A 24,856-nucleotide genomic window follows, 5' to 3' on the forward strand; every position below is an offset into this window, starting at 1 on the left:
CACCGGCGCCCAGTTATCTACAGCGATTCTATCGTGAAACAGGGCTGATTCCCGCATTCCAGGGCCGCGAACGGCGGTCAATGTGCCTCTCGCTGGCCATTGGCCCCGCCTGCAAGGCTCCAGTGGTACCGTCTTCAGGTTCCTATACGGGTCTCGGCGGTTTGAACGGCCTACACGCCGTTTGAGCATAGTTCAAGAGATCCGTCGGCAGGCTGATGCTCCAAGGCCCCCCGGCCGGTGCCTACCCGTAGGTATCGCGGGGCCCGCGGCCGTTGACGGCACGGCCGCCCTTCCGCCAACTGGGAGCTGCCGGCCCCAGCACCTGGATGCTCGTGACCACGCCGTCGCCGAGTTCGACCCGGAACTTTTCCAGCAGGCTGATGCTCAGCAGGCGAAGCTGGGTGGCCCAGGCCGTGGAATCGCAACGCACATGCAGCGTGGTGTCAGTGAAGCTCTCGGGAGTGCAGTGGGCCGCAATTTCGGGGCCGACAAGGGTGGACCATTCTGCCATTACGGATCCCACGGCCACGGGTGAGGTCCAACCGCGTTCGGCAACAAGCCGTCCCACGACTTTTCCCAGCCCGAGCGGATCACGCCCGGTGGCGTGGAACTGGCTGAAGCCGCGGGTGCTCCGCCCAGAGGTGCGCTGCTTTTGGGTACCGCCCGTACGGGGCGCCGCGCGCCGCACTTCGCCGCGGGCGGCCGCGGCTTCGCGCATGCGGTTCAGCGCAGCCTGTGCGGCATCGATTTCGTCAGGGTCGCGGCCCGGCTGGAGGCCTCCGCCGGTGTTATTCATCGAGATTCCGCATCATCGATTCCTCCCGGGATGACCTTCACCCGCCGCCCAGCCAGTTCCTCAGGAATATCAGCATCGACGGCGGCCGTCACCAGGACCTGTTCGGCACCGGAGACTATTGCGGCCAGTTTACGCCGCCGCTGCACATCAAGCTCGGCAAAAACATCGTCAAGGATCAGAATGGGTGCCGAACCGCCTGTGCGCGCATCATCGAGCATGACGTAATAGGAGGCCAGGCGCAGGGAAAGGCACATCGACCAGGTTTCGCCGTGCGAGGCATAGCCCTTCGCCGGTGCGTGGCCGAGGACAAGCTCCAGTTCGTCGCGATGGGGACCGACCAGCGAGATGCCGCGTTCAAGTTCCCTGCGGCGGGACGCCGCGAAGGCCCGCACATAGCGTTCAGTGAGCTCGTCCACGGAAAGCAGCCGAAGGTCCTCCGCCTGGTCTCCGTCCCCGGAAAGTTCCGCGCCCGCACCGGCCGGTGCGCCGTCGTCGTCCATTAACGTCTGGAGCGTTGAGCGGTACGCGGCGCCTGCCGCCTTGGACCCATCCGTCAGCTGCGCGTACGCACTGCTGAGGTGGGGTCGCAGCCGGTCCACGAGCTCCAGGCGCGCGTGCAGCAATTCCGCTCCGGCGCGGGCCATGTGCTGGTCCCAGACATCCAGGGTTGCTTCATGGCCTGCAGTGAATTTACCTGCCCGGGCGGATTTCAGAAGGGCATTGCGCTGTTTCAGAACGCGGTCATAGTCACTTCTCGTGGCGGCATGCCTCGGGATCAGGCTGACGAGCAGCTCGTCGAGGAAGCGCCTTCGGTTCGACGGATCTCCCTTGACGAGGGCAAGGTCTTCAGGCGCGAACAGGACTGTGTGGCAGATGCCCAGCAGATCCCGTGCACGGACCGGGTTGCTGCGATTTATGCGCCCGCGGTTGGCCCGGCCGCTGTTGATCTCCAGTTCCAGCACGGTGGACTGTTCCCCGCGGACCAGTTTTGCCCGGATCAGGGCGCGGTCCGCACCGAAACGAAGGAGCGGACCGTCGGCGCTGACACGGTGCGAACTCAGGGTCGAAAGGTAACCGACGGCTTCCATCAGGTTGGTCTTGCCGATCCCGTTGGAGCCGACCAGGACTGTGACGCCGGGTTTCAGGCGGAGGTCCACCTGGGCATAGCTGCGGAAGTCGGTCAGGGACAAGTGTTCTAGGTACACGCGTTCTTCAGGATTCTCGGGACTCTCGTCCGGGACCCGCAGGCCCGGTGCGGATGCTACTTGGCCGGACGGGTGGAGTGCCCGCCGAACTGGTGGCGCAGCGCGGACACCATTTTCATGGCCGGCGAGTTGTCCTCGCGGGAGGAGAAACGGGCGAAGAGCGCGGCCGTAATGGCGGGCGCCGGAACCGCGTTGGCGATGGCTTCCTCCACGGTCCACCGTCCTTCACCGGAGTCCTCGACGTAGTCATCGATTGAGGCCAGTCCCGGATCCTCGTCCAATGCCTTCACCATCAGGTCAAGCAACCAGGAGCGGACGACCGTTCCCTTCTGCCACGCGCGGAAGGTTCCGGGAAGATCGGTGACGATCTCCTTGGCGGCGAGCAGCTCATAGCCTTCCGCATAGGCCTGCATGAGACCGTACTCGATGCCGTTGTGGACCATTTTGGCGTAGTGGCCGGCGCCCACGCCGCCCACATGGACGAAGCTGTCCGCCCGGTCACCTGCGGGGCGGAGGGCATCAAAGACGGGCAGGGCGCGCTCGATATCCTCGGCGGATCCGCCGGCCATGAGGCCATAGCCGTTCTGAAGACCCCAAACGCCGCCGGATACCCCGCAGTCCACGAAGCGGATTCCCTTCTCGGCCAGGGCAGCGCCGTGCTTCTGGTCCTCCGTGAAGCGGGAGTTGCCGCCATCGATAACGAGGTCACCGGGCTGAAGCTTGTTGCCAAGTTCAGTAATCACCGTGTCAGTGATTTCACCGGCCGGGACCATAACCCAGACCAGCCGGGGCGCCGGGATGGTGGCAATGAGCTCATCTACCGAGGAAACATCCGTCACATCCGGATTCCGGTCAAGACCCGTAACTTCGATGCCTCCCTTGCGCAACCGTTCGCGCATGTTGAAGCCCATTTTTCCAAGGCCGATCAGTCCGATGTGCACGGTGAACTCTTTTCTGCGCTGGGGAGTTGGCGGGCCGGGAGCCGGATCTAGTTGGGGAGGCGGACAGGCATCACGAGGTAGCGGTAGTCGTCCTGGTCTTCGCCGTCCGCGTCTGCCTGCGCCGTGATCATGGCCGGTTTCGGCGCGGTGGTGAAGGAAAAGCGGACAAACTTTGTTTCGATGACGCTTAGGCCTTCAACGAGGTAGTGCGGATTGAACGCCACGGTGATGTCGTCGCCGGACAGCTGGGCTTCGAGCTCTTCGGAGGCCTGCGCGTCTTCGCCGGTGCCGGCGTCGAGGTGGAGCTGGCCCTGCGTGAAGGCCAGGCGCACAGGGGTGTTCCGTTCGGCAACGAGCGACACGCGGCGGACCGCTTCGACGAGCTCCTGGGTCTGCACGGTGGCATGAATCGGTGTTGAGTCCGGGAACAGGGAGCGGATCTTGGGGTAGTCGCCGTCGACAAGAAGGGACGTTGTGGTGCGTCCACCGCTCTCAAACCCGATGAGCCGGGAGTCGTCGTCGGCGATGGCGAGACTGATGTCGCCGCTGCCGCCGAGGGTCTTGGCCACCTCGTTAAGGGTCTTCGCTTTGACGAGCGCACTGGTGGAAATGCCCGGGTTAACAGGCTTCCACGGCACTTCACGCATGGCGAGGCGGTAACGGTCCGTGGCCAGAAGCGTGATGAGGTCGTCCTCGATTTCCATCCTGACGCCTGTGAGGATGGGGAGCGTGTCGTCCTTGCTGGCAGCAATGATCACCTGGGACACGGCTTGGGAGAAGGAGTCCCCGGCCACAGTGCCACTGATCGTGGGCAGTGCGGGCAGCGGCGGATATTCGGCCTCGGGCATGGTGGCGAGGTGGAAACTGCTTCGGCGGCAGGTGAGTGTCACCTTGCTGCCTTCCGTTTCGATATCCACCGGGGCGGACGGAAGGCTGCGGCAGATGTCGGCGAGGAGCCGGCCGGAGACAAGGATGGTGCCTTCATCCGTGATGTCAGCCGGAATCTCAAGCCTGGCTGATGTTTCGTAGTCGAAGCTGGAGAGGCTAACCGTTCCTGCTTCGGCTTTGAGCAGCAGGCCCGAGAGGACGGGTACTGGCGGCCGCGGAGACAACGATCGGGCTGTCCATGTGACGGCTTCTGCCAGGACGTCCCGTTCGACTCGAAACTTCACGGAAGGGTGCCGCCTTTCATTGCTGCTGCCAGTTGCTGAACGGGAACTCCCGCAGGGAGTTCACAAACCTGTGCCCCCAAACCCCTGAACCTGCATGGTCCTCGCCTGCTGAATCACAGGAAGACCCAAGGATGGGAGCGCTGCTGACAGCTTAGCCCGAAGATCGGGGAATTCCCCATCCCCGCCGGCGGGATGCTCCGTTCCTGGCCCCGGCCAGGGGTGCCGGGTGGGCAGGGAAGCGAGATTGTTGTTTGAGGGATTTCGATTTTTTGGGATTAGTAGTGTTAATAACTGCTGTGGAAACTGTGGATAACTCCCGCTGGCGGCAGGAATCCGGGGTTAAGCCCTGTTCATGGGCTGTGGGCGGAGCAGGTTTTAAACAGCCTGTGGATGGGGAAAACTTTTTCGGCCGTTTCGGCAATCCACAGACGCCTTAAGGGTTTTAAGCCCATGAACCGCGGTTGTCCCCTTAACTGTCCACAGGGTTATCCACACGCCCCTGTTAATAAGGTTAAGAACCTTGGCTCAGGAGTCCCGCTGCTGCTGCTTGATCCGGTTGGTGAGCTCGGTGACCTGGTTGTAGATCACACGGCGTTCGGCCATCAGCTCGCGGATCTTGCGGTCCGCGTGGATGACCGTGGTGTGGTCGCGGCCACCCAGTTCCTGGCCGATCTTGGGCAGCGACATGTCCGTCAGCTCCCGGCAGAGGTACATGGCGATCTGCCGCGCGGTGACCAGAGTGCGGGTGCGGGACTTGCTGCACAGCTCCTCCATGCTGAGCTTGAAATACTCCGCGGTCTGCGTGAGGATCTGGCTGGACGTGATCTCCTGCGCGTTGTCATCGGTGATGAGGTCCTTGAGGACCATTTCGGCCAGGGCCACATCAACGGGTTGGCGGTTCAGGCTGGCAAACGCTGTGACCCGGATCAGGGCGCCCTCGAGTTCACGGATGTTGCTGGCGATCTTGGACGCGATGTACTCCAGGGCGTCGTCCGGAGCGGAAAGGCCTTCGCTGAGTGCCTTCTTGCGGAGGATTGCGATGCGGGTCTCGAGCTCTGGCGGCTGGATATCCGTCAGCAGGCCCCATTCGAAGCGCGACTTCATGCGGTCTTCGAAGCCGGCCAGCAGCTTGGGCGGCTGGTCGGAGGTGATCACCACCTGCTTGTTGTTGTTATGCAGGGAGTTGAAGGTGTGGAAGAACTCCTCGAGCGTCCGGTCCTTGCCGGCCAGGAACTGGATGTCGTCGATCAGCAGAACATCGACATTCCGGTACGTGGTCTTGAAGCTGGCGCCCTCATCGTCACGGATCGAGTTGATGAAGTCGTTCGTGAATTCCTCGGAGTTCACGTAGCGGACCCGGATGCCGCTGTAGAGCCGGCGGGCATAGTGGCCGATCGCATGCAGCAGATGGGTCTTGCCGAGTCCGGAATCCCCGTAGATGAACAGCGGATTGTAGGCCTTGGCCGGCGCTTCGGCCACGGCCACCGCGGCGGCATGGGCAAAGCGGTTGGAGGAACCGATGACGAACGTGTCAAAAACGTACTTGGGGTTCAGCCGGCCGAACTCGTGGGAAGTGCTCGGCAGCATCGGCTGCGGCTTCAGTTCAACAGACAGGTCAGTTGCGAGGGAAAGTTCGACGGCGGGTTCGGGCTCTTCGTAGAGGGGCACCAGATCGGTGTCCACGTCGATCGCGCACCGGATGTCGTCCGAGAAGACGTTGTGCAGGGCGTCGTCGAGGGCATCCTTCACCTGGGTCTGGAGCACTTCGCGGGTGAGTTCGTTGGGTACGGCCACCAGGAGCGTCGATCCGATGAGGCCCTGTGCCTGGGCGAGGATAACGAACCCGCGCTGCCGCGGGGAGACCCGGTCGTCCTGTTCGAGAAGGTTCACCACGCGGCGCCAGGAACTTCCGACAGTATTGGCGTGGTTGGCTTCGTCTACTGTCATGTATCGGGTTCCTCAAAGCTTGCTGACCTGCATTACATGCAGCCGCAAGCCCGAAACCAGGGTGCTGGCCCGGCTTAATCCACAGGGTTATGCACAGTCCGTGGATAATCGGCTACTGGGACACTCTAGGGGATGAAAAGGCTAGAAGATAGCTGGTAAGCAGCTTGTGGATAATTACACGGTTGTGGTTCGAAAAGAGCGCTTGTGAGCCACTTCATCCACAGGCTGGACACAGTACTTAGCCACAGCTGGGGATAGGTGCTGGTTTGACTCACCATCGCGGTTTGAACTAACGTTGTGGAGTCCTTTGTGCCTGCTTTCTGACCCCATTTTGGATCTTCGAACGCCCAGCGTTACGGAAACCGGGGGAAGCAGACATATACAAAACTTAGCGTCGGCCAGTTCTTCCCCTTTGATCGGGTGGGCGCACCTTTGATCCACTGGAGTAACTAACGTGAGCAAGCGGACTTTTCAGCCGAATAACCGCCGTCGGGCCAAGAAGCACGGCTTCCGCCTTCGTATGCGCACCCGTGCCGGCCGCGCCATCCTGGCTGCACGCCGCGGCAAGGGCCGCGTCGAGCTGTCGGCCTAAATACTGACTCGTCGGTAAACTTCCCTTCGCGACTTTAACGGTGCTTGCCGCCAGGAACCGCCTGAGGACTTCAACCGATTTTTCAAAAACTGTACGTTCCGGCGTCCGCAATGGACGCCGGAACGTAGTGTTATATACGGCAACTATTGGGGCCGATGAACCCAGCAGAATCGGGTTCATCGTTTCCAAAGCTGTTGGGAACGCTGTTGCCAGGAACCTCGTTAAGAGGAGACTTAGGGAAGCCGGTGCTGTCTCGCTGCGCGAGTACGGGACCGGGTTCGCTATTGTGGTGCGTGCGTTGCCGGCATCGGCGACCGCCAGCTGGCATGAACTGCTGGCGGACTACAACGCTGCCTTGGAAGCCACCATGAAGCGGCTGCAGGGCCGCGATCAAAGGTTGGCTGGACCAGGTTCGAACGGAACCGGTCCGAACGGAACAACACAGGAAGGGACACAGCGTGCTTGACCTGACTGCCGCCGTCGTCCGTTCCGTAAAGCCCGCAGCAGCGGCTGCCGGCAGGTTCGTCTGGAACCTGCCCCGCAATATCCTCATCATTCTGCTCTTGGCCTACCGCAAGGTGATTTCACCCTTGTACGGACAGGTCTGCCGCTTCTTTCCTTCGTGCTCGGCATATGCGCTTGAGGCGATCACCGTGCACGGTGCAGTGAAAGGAAGCTGGCTCGCGGCGAAGCGACTGGCGCGCTGCCATCCTTGGAATGCCGGCGGTGTGGACCACGTCCCCGCTGGCCACCGGGAATGGCCTGAAAACCAGACCCCCACAATTGTTGTGATGAACAACCCGGACAAGTACCTGGCTGCTCGGACTGATGGAGAAGGCCGCGCTGCGGCCTAACGAATAGGGATATCGTATGGACTTCTTTGAAACAATCATGTTTCCGTTCAAATGGCTTGTGTCCATCATCATGGTGGGCTTCCATGAGGGCCTGAGCAGCATTGGACTCCCCGAGGCCAGCGGCTGGACGTGGACGCTGTCCATCATCGGGCTGGTGCTGGTGATCCGCGCCGCCCTGATTCCTGTGTTCGTCAAGCAGATCAAGGCGCAGCGCGGAATGCAGCTGCTGCAGCCGGACCTGAAGAAGCTGCAGGACAAGTACAAGGGCAAGACCGACCAGCTGTCCCGCCAGGCCATGGCGCAGGAACAGATGGCCATGTACAAGAAGCACGGCACCAACCCGTTCTCCGCCTGTCTGCCCATGCTCATCCAGATGCCGTTCTTCTTCGCGCTGTTCACGGTGCTGTCGGGCATCAGCACGGCGCGTGACCAGGGCAACGGCATCGGTGCGATGAGCCATGACCAGGTCGTGCAGTTCGACGAGTCCACCATCTTCGGTGCCACGCTGTCCGCATCCCTGCTGCACGGCGGCGAAGGCAACCTCACGGCTGTATGGATCCTCTCGATCATCATGATCCTTGCCATGACGGCCTCGCAGTTCATCACGCAGAAGCAGATCATGGCCAAGAACATGTCTGAAGAGGCCATGGCCTCCCCGTTCATGCGCCAGCAGAAAATGATGCTGTACATCCTGCCGATCGTGTTCGGTGTGGGCGGCATTAACTTCCCGATCGGTGTCCTCATCTACTGGACGACGACCAACCTGTGGACCATGGGTCAGCAGTTCTTCGTCATCCGCCGGATGCCGACGCCGGGTTCCCCCGCAGCCAAGGCCCTCGCCGAGCGCCGGGCCGCCAAGGGCCTTCCGGCCCTCCCCATCCTGGGAGGCAAGAAGGTCGACGTCGAGGCGGAGGCCGCCGCTGCCGCTGCGGTAGCGCAAGCCAAGAGCCAGCGCATCCAGCCACAACGCAAGAACAGGAAGAAGAAGTAATGTCTGTTGAAAGCTCAGAACAAGCACTTGCCGCTGAAAACAGCGAAGACCAGGACAACACCGCCGAGGCCGTGTCCACGGACAAAGGCACTGCAGTAAGCCGCCTGGAAGAAGAAGGCGACGTCGCAGCCGACTACCTGGAGGAACTGCTCGACATCGCCGATATCGACGGCGATATCGACATCGAGGTCCGAAACGGACGCACCTACATCTCCATCGTTACCGAGGAAGAATCCGCTGGACTGGAGAGCCTGGTGGGCCGCGACGGCGAAGTCCTCGAGGCGCTGCAGGAACTGACCCGGCTCTCTGTGCTGTCCGCGACCGAGAACCGTTCCCGGCTCGTTCTGGACATCAACGGGTACCGCAAGGAACGTGCCGGCCACCTGCAGAAGATCGCAGAGGACGCTGTCGCCACCGCCAAGGAAACCGGCGAGCCCGTATCCCTTGAGCCGATGAGTGCCTATGAGCGCAAGATTGTTCACGACGCCGTTGCCGATCTGGGGTTCGTGAGTGAGTCCGAGGGCGAAGGCGCCGGCCGCCACATCGTCGTTTCCGTCGACTGACGCGCGGACTGACTGACTGATGGTTGAAATTACGGCCGCTGAGCGCCAGGCGGCGGAGAAAATCTTCGGCGACCGTTTGAGCCTGGCGGAACGCTACGTCGAGCACCTGGCAACTTCGGGAACCGAGCGCGGACTTATTGGTCCGCGGGAAATACCGCGCCTGTGGGGGCGGCACGTGCTGAACTGCGCTGTCATCGAGAGCGAGATTGCGCGGGGCAGCCATGTTGCCGACGTCGGAAGCGGCGCCGGACTGCCGGGTCTCTGCCTGGCCATAGCCCGTCCGGATCTGGAACTCACGCTCATTGAGCCGCTCGAACGCCGGGTGATCTGGCTCCAAGAGGTTGTTGACGACCTCGGCTTGGACAATGTCACCATCATGCGCACCCGCGCAGAGCTTGCCGTGGGCATGGTGAACGCGGATGTCGTCACGGCTCGGGCAGTGTCTGCACTCAGCAACCTGGCAGGGCTGACCATCCCCCTCCTTGACGGGGAGGGTGAGGTCGTCGCCATCAAGGGACGCAGTGCCGCAGAGGAAATCGAGAAGGCCGCCAAGGTGATCCGTAAGCTTGGCGGTGTACAGACTTCGGTCGTAACAGTAGGGCAGGATCTGTTGGAGGAACCCACCACTGTGGTGCGCATCGTCGTGAAGAAGTCCCAAAAGATCGCATAGCCCAGGCCCGGTGCCGCAGGTCTTGACTGCGGAACGGTTAGGCTAGAGAGCGGCAGCAAAAGGCCGAACGAGAGTGAGTGTGTCCCAGTGACCAGTAGCGAAACCTTCACACAGCGGATACCCCCGTTCGTGACTCTGGGGTCGGCACGTGCCGTTGCTGCGCCCTCCGTTGCTGCAGCCTCCAGTCACCCGAATCCGGTTGCAGGCACGGTAGATATGGCCAAGGTTTCACGTGAAACGCCGGGGCGGACAAACGTGCTGGACACCCTGGATGACTCGAGCCCCATAGCCCGGGAGCTTGCCCACGAGAACAGGCGCCGCGAGCGGCTATTGGGCCGCAAGCTCCCGAAGCCGGAGAAGACCCGCATTTTCACGGTTTCAAACCAAAAGGGCGGCGTTGGCAAAACCACCACCACGGTCAACATTGCGGGCGCACTGGCGGCGGCCGGACTGAACGTCATGGTCATAGACATCGACCCGCAGGGGAATGCCTCTACGGCCCTGGGCATTGAACACCACGCGGACGTGGACAGCATCTACGACGTCCTGATCAACGATGTTCCGCTGGAAGATGTTGTGGCCCCGTGCCCCGACATCGACAATCTCATTTGTGCACCCGCAACTATCCACCTTGCCGGCGCTGAGATCGAGCTCGTGTCCCTGGTGGCCAGGGAGCAGAGACTTCGGCGCGCGATCGACGTCTACGCCAAGGCGCGCGAGAAAAAGGGCGAACCGCGGCTGGACTACATCTTCATCGACTGCCCGCCGAGTCTTGGCCTGCTGACGGTGAACGCGTTCTGCGCTGCCGGTGAAGTCCTGATCCCGATCCAGTGCGAGTACTACGCCCTTGAGGGGCTGAGCCAGCTTCTGAAGAACATCGAGATGATCCAGAAGCACCTGAACGCAGATCTGGTCGTCTCGACGATTTTGCTCACAATGTACGACGGCCGCACCAACCTCGCTGCACAGGTGGCAGCTGAGGTGCGTCAGCATTTCCCCAATCAGGTGCTGGGAGCTGTTGTTCCCCGCTCCGTACGAATCTCCGAAGCACCGAGTTACCAGCAAACAGTCATGACGTACGATCCGTCCTCCAGCGGTGCACTTTCCTATCTGGAAGCCGCAGCGGAAATCGCTGAGCGTTAGAATTTTCCAAACACTGCAACAGCCGGAGCCTGGCACAGCCGGGCTCTTCCAATGGAGGGATTTATCCATGAGCGATAAGCGACGCGGGCTCGGTCGCGGTCTTGGCGCACTCATTCCAAGTTCCGCCGCCGCAAGCGCTTCCGGCAACGGGGCTGCGCCGTCACGCCCAGTGGATCTGTTCTTTCCTGAAGCCCGCAAAACCACACGCCCCGACGCTGCTGATTCTGACGCTGGTGATTCAGGCGTTGCCGGGTCTGAGGTTGCTTCGGCTGAGGCTGCCGCAGCCAAGGGCGGGAGCGCAGAGGAAAGTACCCCTGAATCGGAGGATGCTGAAACGGCACCCGCCAAGCGTGCCGCCCGGAGCAAAGCAGCTTCTGTAGATGCTGAAAAGTCTGCCACGCCTGCCGGTCCTCGACCGGGCAGCGCCAAGCCAGGGGCGTCTACCAAGACGGGTGCCCAAGAGGACTCCGGAGTGCCGGAGGAGCCGGGCTCGCGCGACGGCGGCAGTACAGTGACATCTAACGTTGAGCTCGTCGAGGTACCTGGCGTGCGCTTTGCCGAAATCCCGGTGAGTGACATCCATCCAAACCGAAAACAGCCCCGCACTGTCTTCGATGAGGACGACATGGCCGAGCTCGTGCACTCTGTTCGCACAATAGGCGTCCTCCAGCCAATTGTTGTACGTACTTCAACCGAAGAAGGTGGAGAACCGTATGAGCTGGTGATGGGTGAACGCCGCTGGCGGGCAGTCCAGGCCGCTGGGCTTGCCACCATCCCGGCGATTGTGCGCGACACCACGGATGACGACCTCCTCCGGGATGCGTTGCTGGAGAACCTTCACCGTAGCCAGCTGAATCCACTGGAAGAGGCAGCGGCGTACCAGCAGCTGCTGGAAGACTTTGGCACCACGCATGAGCAGCTGGCTGACCGCATCGGCCGCTCCCGTCCGCAGGTGTCCAATACGCTCCGCCTTCTTAAGCTGCCGCCGCTGGTGCAGCGGCGGGTAGCTGCCAACGTGCTGTCCGCCGGCCACGCCCGTGCACTCCTGGCCCTGCCGGATGCCGCCGCGATGGAACGCTTGGCCCAGCGCATTGTCGCCGAGGGTATGTCTGTGCGGGCCACAGAGGAAGCAGTCACGCTGCACCGCGAGCCCTCGAGCCAGCCAAAGAACAACATTCCGCGTCCTGGTGCCCGGCATGAGCGTCTCGACTATCTCGCCTCCTCATTGTCGGACCGTCTGGACACTAACGTGAAGATCTCGCTTGGGGCACGCAAGGGACGCGTCAGCATCGAATTCGCCAGCGTTGAGGATCTTAATCGCATCATGGACGTCCTGGCACCTGGGGCGGAGAGCTAGATCCCCAAGCTTTAACCTCAAGGGGCCCGTTTCACGTGAAACGGGCCCCTTTTTTCTGACAGAATTGCAGTTTTGCGCCCATTGGCCGCTGTCGTGGTGCCACCTAACGAGCTTCCTCGGTCTACGCCGTGCCTGCGCCGTGCCTGCGCTGTGGTGCTCAAGGGCTAGGACGGGCGGCAAATAGTGCTTGTATGGGCTAGGACGGGCGCCCAACAGTGCTTGTTTGGGCCGGCACGAAGGGTTGGCAGTGCTGGTTCGGGGATCAAGCCCGAGGGTCGGGCCGTACTCCTCTGAAGGACAACGCGCCAATCAGCCATTGCCGCGAGGACCTACTCGTCCAGCTCTCATATCTCAGCCATAATCGGTGGCCGATGGGCGCATGCTACTCATTCGGCATGGGACCGGTTCACGAAACTTGATCGGACTGCAACTGGTGAGGGTGGCGATCCCTAGTTCCTGCGTCGAGGTTTGATGGGGTCCTTCGCGCTGAATGCCGGGAGGGTACATTTCTGGCTCCGCTCACTCCGCCAAAACATCTCTGGCTGCTCCCTAATGCGGCACGAGCTGTGCCCTGTCGGCTGGTCAGCGCTGCCCTCGCACGGTGGGGAACACCGGTTGTTCAGCGCGTCAGCTTGCCTCGGAAGCTACCTACGTGGCTCGTTGTAGGCTGCCAGGGCGCTCCCATTCTGTAGCAGAGCATTTGTTGCCGCGCGGATTGGAGTTTGGAGTTGTCTCGAAGGCCTTTTGCTCGTTCTATGTGGATTCCGGCGTAGTCCCATCCACCGAAAATGCGGCCAGTCCATGCGGTAGCTGCATTCGAAGTCGGGGCCTGCCATAGCTGCGGATTCTCCCTCACTGCAAGACCGGGTCTCAGTGGAGCGCGTCTTCCGTCTCCTTCCTCCCCATGGCTGCGGAATCTACCGCTCTTAGGTCTAACGCGTGGATGTGACCTATTCATGGACATGGCTTACCCATGGATATGACTCTGTTTTGGCCGATTCTCTTCCCTCCCTCTCGCAGTTCAGTGGCCGTTTCACGTGAAACCATCGAGGGAGAGGGGTGCTTCAGCTGTCTCTGCCATCTCAAGCGAAGGAGCCCTTTCACCCCACCAGTGCAGTTGCCGTTTCACGTGAAACGGGTTTAAGGACGTGCCAGCCGCTCCGGCCTGTATTCATCGAAGTCTGCCGCTTTTGGGAGCCGAATCCGCGTTCCCGCCACTGGTGCGGCCGTCCCATCACTGGTGTGAACATCGAATGCTTGAGACGCATGCGGCGACGACTATTCCGGCACAAGCTGAGCGCACCCAGGCGGGGCTAGCCCTGCGAACTTGCGCGGGCCTTGCCTGAGTTCACACCACTACTGGCGTGTGTAGCCAGCTCGATGCCTCGAACTGCTTGCTGTATTTCGCCTGCGTTGCTGCCATCCACTCGCTATCCATCTTTTCGCGCCAGCCACCTCGCGAGTTCGATGGACAACTGCGGATCATCCGCCTGGTTGCTCGGAGGCGCGCCGATTGGCCTAGCAGCGAATATGGAAGACAGAACCATTCATCTTCAAATCCCTTTTGCCATCTGAAGACTCCCCGCCTGTCGTACTCGAGGCCAGGGTGGACTTGGTGGCCGCGACCAACGTGGGCAGGACCACCGCCTGCCTGCTTAGGGAGCACATCATCCCTATGGACGACGGAGCCTGGACGGCTAGACAGATAGGTGGGCACGTGCCTCCTCCTTGCTGGATTCTGGAGCATGATGGGTGACTTGGTCCTCCCTGCGGGGACGGAGGGAACTGCGTGGCGGGCAGCGGTCGCTGTTATCCCCCGTGCCCAGTCCGTTCCCGTATGGCAGGCATATGAACTGGAACCGTACGATGGCCGGTCCCTGTTTCACGTGAAACAAGGACCGGCCGTTTCACGTGAAACAATCGCCCGGAACGATCGTACGGACGAGTCGGCGCCATCCCCAGCCGCGAGATCCCCAGCCGCGCGGACAATTTCCACAGGCGGCGAGGTCGGCCGGACAGCGTACTGTAGCGGCACAGCCTGCCAAAGGAACCGTAGGCGACGAAATGACGCAATGGGTGCGATAGCGAGGAGTGCTTGCCGGAAGCTTTCTGTGGCTTTGTGGAATCAGCCTCGGCCAGCACGCGGAAAATTCGCACCATCTTTCGTCCCCTCTTCCTCTCCACGAGAGAGCAAGGGATTCCGCATCGCAGCGATGAGGAGCAGTGGCCACCAGCATCCTGACTATGCCCACAAGATGGGTATTCATCCGCGCTCCCCCAGTAAAGCTCTAGCGCACATGCACCTGTCGTCTCCTGGAGCCTCGTATTTCTCAGCCCTCCATGCCCTTCAGGCTCAGTACATACCGGTGATGTGGAGGCTGGGGCATAGCCCCCAAGGACACTGATGGAACCGCGTTCTGGGGAGGTGCACAGTCCGCAAGCGACGGGATGCGGAACCCGTTGGCATCTTGGGGGCCGTTCCCGGCGGCAAGGGTTCCTTGGTAGTTGGGCGTCGTATCGACTTTTCTATTCCTAGATGCGCCTCGGTGCCTTGTCATAGTCGGTATCGTCAGCCACCGACTGTTCCGCGGGTCTGGTGATTTGATGTGGATAAACGTGTGGATATCGCTGTGGAAACGCCTGTGGATAACTGTGGGGATAACGAGAGGCCTGCGGAGGGAAGCGGATGTCTTGGCCGAGCCATTCGGCAGAGCGACTCAGTTGCGGGCCAGGCAGGCACGCCTTAGCTGGCACTCAATGTTTCACGTGAAACGCGTCACGGGAAGCGCACCTCGTTTTGGCGCTCTCGAAAGGCAGCGCTGAAGCCCAGTACTGGAGCAAAATCGGTTTCTTGCAGTGATCTCGCGCTCACTAATGCGCGTGTGCTCTCCTGGCATAACAGACATCCGCACGGACCGGCCACTGCCTGGTCGCAGGCTGGAGTTGCCGTGTACGCGCACCTCCTCACGCGGGTGGTGCCGAGAGGCATCAGAGACAACTGTGAAAAAGCCTGTGGAATAAGCTGTGGATAACGGTGTGAATAATGTCACTGAACAGGAGGCGGCCTGATCGCTGGAGGGTGATGCTTCGTTGCCGACGACCCCGTACCCGAGTGTGGCACGCGCGACTTCAGTACCTGATTAACCGACGCAGAGGCTACTGGTCTTTCGCGTGCAACTAGGACGAGGAAGTCTTCTGCGTCCATAGTCGGGCAGACTTGGCACGCGCTGATACAGCTACACCGATGGGCAGAATCACGCATTTGCTGACTGCCGGCTTTCAGCATGAACCGACAGTTCTCTAGTCGTCTTGTCGGCGGCACCTGGTGTGGCATCGATGCATTAGGCAGCTAGTAGGTGGTGCCTGAACGGCTACGGCCGGATTTCGGTCGTCTCCGAGAAACCTGGAGACTGTGGGGCCTCTTGATCTGAGAACGACCCTAAGGTGCCTCCGGGACCTTGGAGCGTCAGGAGATTATGGAGTGGGTCGCCAGATCCGTGAGCTGGCGTGGCGCCGGCTCTCCCGGTGCCGGCGGGTACTTAGGTCATTGCAGAGCTCGGTGGTCGGGGTGTACTGTCGGCGAGGCCTGGAATGGTCCGGGCAGTGGGTCCTCGCTCATGGCGTCAGCGGCCTGTGACGGAGGTTCGGGTGGGTCTGGGAGTGTTGATTCGACCGACGGCTTGGACATTTCTCCCGAGGGAAAGCCAGCATAGGGTCGTCGTGGCAGCCTATCTCTTCGGAGCGTGGTCCGATGCCAGCTGGCCTTGGCCAATTCACCGTACACCTTTGCGGGGAGGGCGTTGCTAGCGCCAGTGGTTCAGCACCGAACATCAATGACTCTACCTACCCGATGAAAAGCGAACAGTAACTGGATCCGGTCAGGTCGGTCGTGCGAAGCAATTCTGATTACACGATTCACGCGTTTGACGTGAAACATGAACACCCGAGGCCCTGCCTGTAACCGACCGGGCTCGTAGCCGACCGCGCGAGGAGTTCTGGGATGACGTCTGCGAACGCCGCGGAAGGGCGCCGCTGGTAGCTGGCCTCTGCAGACGTCGCTTCGGCTGAGTACCTGCTTCGCTGCCGAATGGCTGTGGGTTAGGGAGCAGAGCTGCGGCCTAGGTTTAGGTGCCTGACCAGAACCTGCGAATATTTCTGATGCAACCACGGAAACTGGCGGCATGCGGGACTCACGCAACTACCTTGGAAGTTCGATCCGGGTGGGCGGGACACCTCCGGAATTGAAAGGGCGCCGTCTGGGCCGCCTACTGTGTTCGTTCAAGTGGCGATTCAAGCCGAGTCTGCGGACGAGTGGCGGTGCGCAGGGAATCTGCCTGGCTTGATCTGGAGTCCGGCCAACGCAGTGTCAAAGTGGGGCTGATGCCCTTCAGAGGCCGGAGTGGTACAGGATCGGCGCGTTGTCTATGGTCATGGATGAACAGGATTTGGAACGCTAACGGGTATCGTACCTGCTCTGTGATGACTCTCGGTGGAACGATTGCCAGCCTGTTTCACGTGAAACCATGCCAGCACCGTCTTGGAAAAGATCTGGCAGTTTGGCAAGGAAGCGTCTGAAGCATCAGCCGGTGAGGGGCAAGTAGTTCGGACACAGATAGGTTAGTTGTGTACCGGCGACGGACACCAGATCCCTTACGCGTACCGATTACCAGTCCGGTTCGGGCAGGGCGATCGCCTTGATCGGAGATTCGCCTTGCCTGGCAACCCGTCCGATTGCCCTGCGACCCGTTTTGATATCTGTCGGTCGTGGTCGGCTGCCCAGCGTATCGCCTGTCCATACTCCAGCTCTCATCTCCAAGCGCCGGGAAGCAGCTGCGGAATAGGCAAGCTGTGGTTGCGAATCTGTGATCATACAGAGAGTCTTTGGACGATCCGATCTCGGCCAGTTCATGGCTTCGGTTCCAGGAGGGGCGGATCCGCTGAGCTGCGCGTATGAATGGAGGACTGAGACTCACTCATGCAGCGGACTTTACAACCTATTTTCTTTGAGGAGACACGCGGTTGCGGTACATGTAGCCGGGCTCCGTTGGGGCCTCACTGCGGTGCAGGAACGCACATCCCGGCCGGAGCTCTCAGGACGATGCTAGTGCTAGGACTGCTTCGCGTGGTGGTGTTGATGTTGCATCCGAAAATTGCTGTCTAATGGCGAAGCACGCTCCAGCTTATGGTGCTCCCCCGTTATGCGTCATGTTTACGGGCGGTCGTAGCGTTCGTTTCACGTGAAACGTCGCTAGCAGTGAATGTAGCACACCGACGTTAAGGTGCACGCGCCCTCTTTGTGCTGTCGGTCGCTCCCGGCACTATGCCTTCTGGTCGCGGTTTTCTGAGTGATTGCACATCCGGTAGCGTTTCACGTGAAACTGCCCGCGCACCCCACCGCTCGGTTGCCGTGGTTGGAGCTGCTCCGCAGTTGAAGTTCCAACTCGGAACTTTGAATGAAAGGCGAGGATACACGCTACGAATGCCAGTCCTCGCGCAATAGTGGACATGCGCGACGAGCGGCCCTGGGTCAGATGGCGTTCCATCGCTACTCCCCTCGTTGTCGGGCCCTAGGAACGCGACATCGGTCTGCGGAACTGCCTTGAAGTTGTTGTTGATGTTCCGACATGAATCTGTCCAGCGAAAAGTGTTCCTGAACAGGGCCAAGCGCCGCGAGATCGGTCAACTGAGCGTCACAAGATTCCGGAAGACAGATTGCCTGGCCACCGGGGGGTCGTAGGTGAGCGTCTGCACCGTGCAGATCCACCGTGCAGATCCACAGCGTGAGAGGCGACCAAAGTGGCCGGCAGCCAGAGTGGAGGCACCTTCCGGGATTCGTCCAAGCGCTCACCGGTGCGGTCAGCGGGCCGTGGGGTTGGTTGCGGTCCCGCTTGCTGCGACGGCGCCGTGCCATGCCATGCCATCAGGGCTATTTTCGGTGCCGCATGCTTTGCCGCGGTTATGCCGGCCGTGAATTTCCGGCGCTGTTTCACGTGAAACGCCCCATGCAGGCCGCAGGGGCGGGCGGAGCATAGTGTTCCTCCGAGCACATATGCAGCGACCAGCCCGAGGGGCATCGGCTAGGTCCGCCGGTGGGGACGTTCCACGACTACGTCACAGCACAAATACCCTAGCCGCAAGTCATGCAGGGTCGAGTTCTGTCTCAGTCCATCTCAGTGAAGAAAGCAGGATTTCGAAACAACTTACGGTTCATTTAGCCGGACATTTGCGTGATGTAGTGATTCGCTGTGCCTCGTCCGGTGTCCTCCACGGGAAATATCGCGCTGTGACCAGCCCCTTGGTTTACCAAACCGGCATTGACCTGTTCACACCATGCGTCCGTTCCAGAAGACCGTGTCCATAAGAAAGTGGCCACCACTCTCCCGGAGTGGTGGCCATGTCCCGCCGCCTAGTAGGGGCAGGCTTGTCCTCTTGGTTAAGACAGGACGTCCGCAAATTCCTTCTCGAAGAACTGCTTCGGCTTTGCACCGATGACTGTGCTCTTCACTTCGCCGCCCTGGAACAGGTACACGGCAGGAATCGAGGTGATTCCGTATTCGGCGGCGATGGACGGGTTGTCGTCCACGTTTACCTTGACGACCTCGACCTTTTCGCTGTACTCCACAGAGATCTCGTCCAGGATGGGGCCGAGCTTGCGGCAGGGACCGCACCATTCAGCCCAGAAGTCCACGATTACCGGCTTGTCGGCGGCCAGCACGTCCGTGCTGAAGCTTGCGTCGGTCACATCTTTTGCGTTGCTCATAATCCTGTCTCTCTCTTTCGAAGTGTTTTCAGCGCCGTTCAGGCGTGAAGGTCTGCAAGGTAGTGTTCGACGTCGATCGCGGCGACACAGCCGGAGCCCGACGCCGTGATGGCCTGGCGGTAGGTGGGATCGACGACATCGCCTGCGGCGAAGACTCCCGGGATGCTCGTCCGGGAGCTGCGGCCCTCCACGGCGATAGTTCCCGCGTCCGTCATCTCAAGGGTGTCCTTGACCAGCTCCGTGCGGGGATCGTTTCCGATGGCCACGAAGACGCCCGTGACTGCCAGTTCCGACTCGGTACCGTCCAGGAGGTTTTTCAGCTTCAGGCCCGTCACCTTGTCATCGCCGAGCACGTCCTCCACGGCCGTGTTCCAGATGAAGTTGATCTTCTCGTGAGCCTGGGCGCGGTCACCCATGATTTTGGAAGCCTTCAGTGTGTCGCGGCGGTGGACAACGGTTACGGACTTGGCGAACTTGGTGAGGAACAGTGCCTCTTCCATCGCGGAGTCGCCACCGCCAATGACGGCGATGTCCTGGTCTTTGAAAAAGAAACCATCGCAGGTTGCACACCAGCTGACTCCGTGGCCGGAGAGACGCTTTTCATTGGCAAGGCCAAGCTCACGGTAAGCGGAGCCGGTGGAGAGAATGATGGCCCGCGCGCGGAAGGTCTCCCCCGTAGCGATGGTGACGGTCTTTATATCGCCGTCGAGGTCCAACGCCGTGACATCTTCAAACTGGATTTCCGTGCCGAAACGGGCGGCCTGCTTTTCAAAGTTTTCCATCAGGTCCGGGCCCATGATGCCGTCCGGAAAGCCTGGGTAGTTCTCGACGTCCGTGGTGTTCATCAGTTCGCCGCCGGCAGTGACGGAACCGGCGAGAAGCAGCGGCTTAAGGTTGGCACGTGCCGTATAGACAGCCGCCGTGTACCCTGCCGGACCGGAGCCGACGATGATGACATCACGTACTTCTGAGGCGCTGTTTTCTGCGTTGCTCACTGAACGGTGAACCTCTTCCTTAATCGATGAGCCAGCTTTCGGCCGGCCACATGGCACAACTGATTAGCGGTGCCGAATATTCCAGACGTCGTGGAGGCCCGCTGAGGCGCGTGAAGCCTGCACACGCACGCCATCACAAGACGTTCCCCAAGGGTACCGTTTCGGGCTCCATCAGAGCATGCCCGTTACATGTCATGGCACGAGGCCGAGTACGTGCAGCGGCAAGGTGACCGGAAAAGGGTGCGCTCCGCTACTGGACCCTGATTTCCGCCAGCCGGAGGCCGAAACCGTAGCGGGTCTTCGGCGCCGCCAGACGGGGCAGGTTCTTGATGGACACGATGACGTACTCCGCAGTGACCGGCTCAGCGAGCGGCATGGTCAGGTCAGGCGAGGTGAAGCTGTTGGTGCCCACCTGCTTGGCGCCATCCAGGGACGGCCGGTCATTCGTGAAGACGCTGATGTTACCGCCCGAGGCGCCCAGCTGGTTCAACGTGATGGAGGAGATTTTGGAGGGGTCCTTCAGCTTGACCGCGAGTGATACGCCATCAGGAGCCAGACCACCCCAGTTGTCGGTCGCAAACTCCATGTCTGACCAGTAACTGGCGGCGTTGCCGTCGAACGTCTTGGCGAGGTCGTTGTCGTAGTTGGAGGCAAAATCAAAGACTCCCAACCGTGTGATGCCCTCTACTGAAGGCGGTCCGGCCGCGGGTGCAGTGCTCGGGCTGGGCGACGGGCTTCCGGTGGCGGTCTCCACAGGCGCGGTGGCCACAGATCCCGGCGTTTCCTGCGACTGAGGCGCAGGCTTGATGAGGCTGCCAAGGTTGGTGACGGCAAAGATCAGTCCGACAACCAGCACTGCGGCCAGCAAACCGCCCACCAGCCACCGCATGGAGCGCGGCTCCTGCCGGGCTTCATCGTCATCGTCATCGTCGTAGCTGGTGCCAGCCGATGCGAGGCCAGTTCCGGCGGCCGCAGGGAAGCTGCTGGCCCGCCGGTCCGAGTGGTGGCCGTCCACCTCGTCGTCGGTGTATTGGTCGTCGGCATAGCGGTCATCCGGTGCGTAGTCATAGTCGTTCTGCGACCACAGCGATACCTTCGGGTGATCATCCCCGCCATGGGCCCCCGCTGCGCCACGGTCGTGCGAGCCTTCAGTGGAGTTAGCGGAGCTGTTGCGTTCACGCTGGAGCAGGGCCTGCTCGACGTTCTCGCGCTGGACGGGCTGGGGTGCCGTGTTTTCCGGAAGCTCAGTCCGCGGCCTGCCTTGTGATGCAGCCGCAGCGGCTCCTGCTGCTGCGGCGGCCGCACCCGCAGCCGCACCGGCACCTGAAGACTCCCCTGGACCTGCGGCGGCGCCTGCAGCAGGAACGCCCGGGCGGCTCGGCGGAAGCGGAGGGACGATGGGGGCCCTGCGGACCGGAGCAGCCGGTGCGCTGGCACCGGCATGCTGCTCCGGCGACTGCTGGCCGGAGCTGCGGCCGCCACTGTGTGCCGGATAGGAGTCACCCTGGTGGGCTGCGCCGTAATCGATGTAGCCGGCGTCTACCTCTTCCTCGTCGTCGTACAGTTCCGGTTCAAGGGACCGGGCTTGCCCGAAAATCTCACTGCCCAGCGTGTCAGTGAAGAACGGTTCAACGTACGGAGGGTTGGACGCGACCACGAGGTCCAGCAGGTCAGCCGCGGACGTGTGGTTGGTGATGAGGTACGTGGTGGCATCGCTGACGCCGAGATCAAGGATCTGTACGCTGCCGGGGCGTTCCCCGGTGGCCACTTCACGGGCGCTCTGGGCCACTTGGTCAGCGTTGTCGGGGCCGGCCACCAGGATGCTGACCGGCCTGTTGAGCACCTGGTCCGTACCATCCAGCACCAGATCCTGGTCATGCGAGGTCAGTACTGTGGCCGTGACCTTGTAGCGGCCGCCAAGTACTGATCCGACATCGATCGGGTGGGACACGTGTTCCTCCTAGGCTGTCCGGGAATTGCGCGGGCCTGGTGTGCCGTCACCGCGGAAAGACCTCCGGCAAGCCGGCTAACACCTGACCCGCAACTACCCTTGTTCTTTTTCGATCCTAGCCGATGCTGTGCAACGGCCGGGTGAGACGGGCTGGATAAGCCGGACCCGGTGTCTTATTTTTTCTTCTTGCGCCTGGTCCTGAAGTACGGGTTCTGACCGGGCTTGCCTTGGAACGTCCTCCGGCCCGGCAGCGGGATCTCCTCGCGCAGTACGCTGCCGCGTGCGGTGCTGGGCGTCTCCTCCTCCGGCAGGTATGCCGGCTTGCCGGAACGTCCGGCATCCTCTCGTTCCGGCATGGGAGCCGGTCCGGCACGGAAGGAAGCGGCATCGAATTCGCCCGAGATCCGCGGAATCAATCCGGTGTCCGGCGAGACCGTGGCGCGTTCCGCCGTCGGCCGCTGCGCAGAATGGGAACCCGACCCGGGCGCGGTGGCGGCTCTCCGCTCCCTCTCCGTGACGGTGCCGGCAGAATCACCGGCTGCCGGTGCCGCAGGCCCGGCGCCGCGGCCGAGCCGTCCGAGCAGCGGACGGAGCAGGTCGCGCAGTTCGGTGACGCGGAACAGCTTCAGGAGCAGCAGGTAGGCGGCCAGCATGACGGGCCCGACGATGATGATGGTCACCAGTGCGGTCAGTCGGTTGGTCCAGGCGAAGCCCACCGGGCTGTAGTTGCCCAGCAGCCAGAGGGCGCCGACGCCGGCAATGGCGGACCCGAGCGCGGCGTAACCCATGCGTATATACGAGTTGGCGATCCGCGGCCCGTCCAAATGCCCCAGGAGCCGGCGCAGGAAGAACGCGCTGACGATCACCGAGAGAATGTTGCCGCCCGTATAGAGAATGGCGATGGCGAAGATGATCTGGTCGAACGGGAGGAACTGGATGAAGAACGCCGCCACGACGTTCACCAGGGCCAGGACCAACTGAATGTAGAACGGTGTCCGGGCATCCTCATTGGCATAGAAGACCCGGGACATCATGAAGTTCGCGCTCATGAACGGCGTGCTGAGCGCCAGGATGGTGAGGGTCTGTGCCAGCATGATCCCGTCAGTCCGCAGCCCGCCGGAGAAGAACATGCCCAGTGGCCCGGCCAAAGCGAAGAGGGCGAGGGCACCGAACACGGTCGCGACCGCCATCGTGCGCAGCCCCTGCGACAGGGCATTGCGGAGTTCGTCGCGGTTTCCCTCCTGTGAGGCTCGTGTCATGCGGTTAAACAGCACGGTGGCGAGAGAGAGCGCGATGATCGAGTGCGGCAGCAGGTAGAGCTGGCTGGCAACCTCCAGCACGGCGTTGCCGGGAAGCAGCGCGGCGGAGTCAAAGTCGCCCGCTTTCTGGAGGCGGAGCCGCTCCGCACCCGGAATGGTGGCGATGCGCATCACGTAGAGGAAAGCTAGTTGGCCGACGGCGGCAGTCAGAAGCGTCCAGACGCTCAGCTTCGCGGCGTGGCCAAGCCCCACCCCGCGCCAGCCAAAACGCGGCCGCAGGCCCAGCTTCAGCCGGAAAACGGGGATCAGCAGGATGGCAGTCTGGGCGATGACGCCGATTGTGGAGAAACCGGCCACGAAGAAGGTCTGGGTGTCGCCCCAGTTGTCCAGCGTATGAGGATTGGCCACGTTGGCGCCGAAAATCCAGATGAACATACCCAGGCCGGCGATGGCCACGACATTGTTCAGGATGGGTGCCCACATGGCCGGGCCGAAGGCTCCATTGGCGTTGAGGACCTGGGTTAGGAGGGCATAAAGGCCGTAGAAGAAGATCTGCGGCAGGCACCAGAAGGCGAAGGTAACGGCCAAGGCCCGCTGCTGCGGCGAATACCCCTGTGTGGTCAGTTCGATGACGAAGGGTGCCAGCAGCGTCACCAGCAGCGTCAGGGACAGCAGCACGAGCACCGCCAGCGTCAGGAGCCGGCTGATGTAGTCCGCTCCCCTGTCCGGCGCTTTGCTTGCCTTGATGATCTGCGGCACGAGCACGGCGTTGAAGACACCGCCGGCCACGAGCAGGAAGATCAGGTTCGGCAGGTTGTTGGCGTTGATGAACGTGTCATTGACCGTGGAACCCAGTCCGAGGGCGGCGCCGAGCATCCAGGTTTTGCCGAAGCCCAGGATGCGCGAGACCAGGGTCCCGGCCGCCATGATGGCGCTGGACCGGGCTTCGCCGGGCTGGGCGGCGCTGGAGGCAGCCTCGCCGGCAGGCGTGACGCCGGAGGGCGGTTCGCCGGGCTGGCCGGGCTGCTCGGATGGTGGATTGGCTGCTGACATCGTCTTCATCGTCTCACCCGGGCGGACATATTGCCGTAACCACGTTGCCGTAACCCACGTTGCCGTAACCCGCGGCGGCCCTGTCCGGGCCGCTGGGACCTTAGAGGTGTTCGGGCAGGACTTCGCGGGCAAGATCCGCAATCCGGCGCTCGTTGGGAAAGGAGAGTTTGCGGGCGAGTTCGTGGATGGGGATCCAGGCAACGTCCACCGCTTCCTTGTCAGGATCGTTTTCGATGGTGAGCTCGCCGCCGGTTGCGCGCAGCAGGTAGTGGTGAACGGTCTTGTGGACCCGGTGGCCACTCACGGTGAACCAGTAATCGATGCTGCCCAGGGGAGCCAGGATTTTGCCGTCAATGCCGGTCTCTTCCGCGATCTCGCGCACAGCGGCCTGCTCGTTGTTTTCCCGCCCCTCCGGATGGCCTTTCGGCAGGCACCATTCCAGGCGTCCGCCCCTATTAAGGCGGGCGATGATCGCAACCCTCAATTCGTCATCAGACGTGTCCACCACGACGCCGCCGGCGGAGATCTCCTCGACGGTCGGGAGGGAGGCCGGAGCCGAGTGCGGCGCAGGCGCGACGTGTGCACCGATTGCCGACGGCAACGGTGG

18 protein-coding genes are annotated in these 24,856 nt (G+C 61.8%); 8 read left to right on the top strand and 10 right to left on the bottom strand.

Annotation, left to right across the window (positions count from 1 at the left end; genetic code table 11):
• Positions 1-241: 241 nt before the first annotated feature.
• From AC5RUM_RS03875 to dnaA, 5 genes are all read right to left on the bottom strand, one after another.
• On the bottom strand, positions 242-796 hold the full coding sequence (locus AC5RUM_RS03875) for a DciA family protein (protein WP_494033687.1): 555 nt from the start codon (positions 794-796) through the stop codon (positions 242-244).
• Positions 793-2,001, bottom strand: a complete 1,209-nt coding sequence (gene recF / locus AC5RUM_RS03880) for a DNA replication/repair protein RecF (RefSeq protein ID WP_494033688.1) — start codon at positions 1,999-2,001, stop codon at positions 793-795. The genes AC5RUM_RS03875 and recF overlap by 4 nt, the downstream gene beginning before the upstream one ends.
• A 56-nt stretch (positions 2,002-2,057) precedes the next feature.
• Complete coding sequence (gene gnd, locus AC5RUM_RS03885; RefSeq protein WP_494033689.1) at positions 2,058-2,942, bottom strand: phosphogluconate dehydrogenase (NAD(+)-dependent, decarboxylating); 885 nt, start codon at positions 2,940-2,942, stop codon at positions 2,058-2,060.
• Between the two features lie 47 nt (positions 2,943-2,989).
• The gene (dnaN, locus tag AC5RUM_RS03890) at positions 2,990-4,114 is read right to left on the bottom strand and encodes a DNA polymerase III subunit beta (RefSeq protein WP_400576923.1); all 1,125 of its coding nucleotides are present in this window, start codon (positions 4,112-4,114) and stop codon (positions 2,990-2,992) included.
• 525 nt (positions 4,115-4,639) lie between these two features.
• Positions 4,640-6,061, bottom strand: a complete 1,422-nt coding sequence (gene dnaA / locus AC5RUM_RS03895; RefSeq protein ID WP_400576921.1) for a chromosomal replication initiator protein DnaA — start codon at positions 6,059-6,061, stop codon at positions 4,640-4,642.
• Between the two features lie 454 nt (positions 6,062-6,515).
• On the opposite strand from dnaA, the gene rpmH reads away from it, so the two are divergent.
• The 8 genes from rpmH to AC5RUM_RS03935 all read left to right on the top strand — a co-directional run bounded on the left by rpmH (position 6,516) and on the right by AC5RUM_RS03935 (position 12,231).
• Positions 6,516-6,653, top strand: a complete 138-nt coding sequence (gene rpmH, locus AC5RUM_RS03900; protein ID WP_011776797.1) for a 50S ribosomal protein L34 — start codon at positions 6,516-6,518, stop codon at positions 6,651-6,653.
• A gap of 40 nt (positions 6,654-6,693) precedes the next feature.
• The gene (rnpA, locus tag AC5RUM_RS03905) at positions 6,694-7,119 is read left to right on the top strand and encodes a ribonuclease P protein component (RefSeq protein ID WP_494033690.1); all 426 of its coding nucleotides are present in this window, start codon (positions 6,694-6,696) and stop codon (positions 7,117-7,119) included.
• Positions 7,112-7,507: a membrane protein insertion efficiency factor YidD gene (gene yidD, locus AC5RUM_RS03910; RefSeq protein WP_494033691.1), complete on the top strand. Its 396-nt coding sequence runs from the start codon at positions 7,112-7,114 to the stop codon at positions 7,505-7,507. The genes rnpA and yidD overlap by 8 nt, the downstream gene beginning before the upstream one ends.
• A 16-nt stretch (positions 7,508-7,523) precedes the next feature.
• The gene (yidC, locus tag AC5RUM_RS03915; protein ID WP_400576917.1) at positions 7,524-8,498 is read left to right on the top strand and encodes a membrane protein insertase YidC; all 975 of its coding nucleotides are present in this window, start codon (positions 7,524-7,526) and stop codon (positions 8,496-8,498) included.
• Positions 8,498-9,061: a Jag family protein gene (locus AC5RUM_RS03920; RefSeq protein ID WP_494033692.1), complete on the top strand. Its 564-nt coding sequence runs from the start codon at positions 8,498-8,500 to the stop codon at positions 9,059-9,061. The genes yidC and AC5RUM_RS03920 overlap by 1 nt, the downstream gene beginning before the upstream one ends.
• Before the next feature lie 19 nt (positions 9,062-9,080).
• On the top strand, positions 9,081-9,731 hold the full coding sequence (gene rsmG / locus AC5RUM_RS03925; protein ID WP_494033693.1) for a 16S rRNA (guanine(527)-N(7))-methyltransferase RsmG: 651 nt from the start codon (positions 9,081-9,083) through the stop codon (positions 9,729-9,731).
• Positions 9,732-9,818: 87 nt separating this feature from the next.
• On the top strand, positions 9,819-10,874 hold the full coding sequence (locus tag AC5RUM_RS03930; RefSeq protein WP_494033694.1) for a ParA family protein: 1,056 nt from the start codon (positions 9,819-9,821) through the stop codon (positions 10,872-10,874).
• 67 nt (positions 10,875-10,941) lie between these two features.
• The gene (locus AC5RUM_RS03935; RefSeq protein WP_494033695.1) at positions 10,942-12,231 is read left to right on the top strand and encodes a ParB/RepB/Spo0J family partition protein; all 1,290 of its coding nucleotides are present in this window, start codon (positions 10,942-10,944) and stop codon (positions 12,229-12,231) included.
• A gap of 6,433 nt (positions 12,232-18,664) precedes the next feature.
• Here the strand turns inward: AC5RUM_RS03935 and trxA are convergent.
• The 5 genes from trxA to AC5RUM_RS03960 form a co-directional block, all read right to left on the bottom strand.
• The gene (gene trxA, locus AC5RUM_RS03940) at positions 18,665-18,991 is read right to left on the bottom strand and encodes a thioredoxin (protein WP_400478385.1); all 327 of its coding nucleotides are present in this window, start codon (positions 18,989-18,991) and stop codon (positions 18,665-18,667) included.
• A gap of 38 nt (positions 18,992-19,029) precedes the next feature.
• Positions 19,030-19,986 carry a thioredoxin-disulfide reductase gene (trxB, locus tag AC5RUM_RS03945; RefSeq protein WP_494033696.1) on the bottom strand — a complete coding sequence of 319 codons (957 nt, stop codon included), beginning with the start codon at positions 19,984-19,986 and terminating at the stop codon, positions 19,030-19,032.
• 250 nt (positions 19,987-20,236) lie between these two features.
• Positions 20,237-21,937, bottom strand: coding sequence for an ABC transporter substrate-binding protein (locus AC5RUM_RS03950; protein ID WP_494033697.1), 1,701 nt, complete (start codon positions 21,935-21,937; stop codon positions 20,237-20,239).
• A gap of 173 nt (positions 21,938-22,110) precedes the next feature.
• Positions 22,111-24,249 (bottom strand): murein biosynthesis integral membrane protein MurJ, encoded by a 2,139-nt coding sequence (gene murJ / locus AC5RUM_RS03955; protein ID WP_494033698.1) that lies wholly within the window; start codon positions 24,247-24,249, stop codon positions 22,111-22,113.
• 100 nt (positions 24,250-24,349) lie between these two features.
• Positions 24,350-24,850, bottom strand: a complete 501-nt coding sequence (locus AC5RUM_RS03960) for an NUDIX hydrolase (protein ID WP_400577695.1) — start codon at positions 24,848-24,850, stop codon at positions 24,350-24,352.
• Positions 24,851-24,856 lie beyond the last annotated feature (6 nt).

Source organism: Arthrobacter sp. B2060, assembly GCF_059090445.1.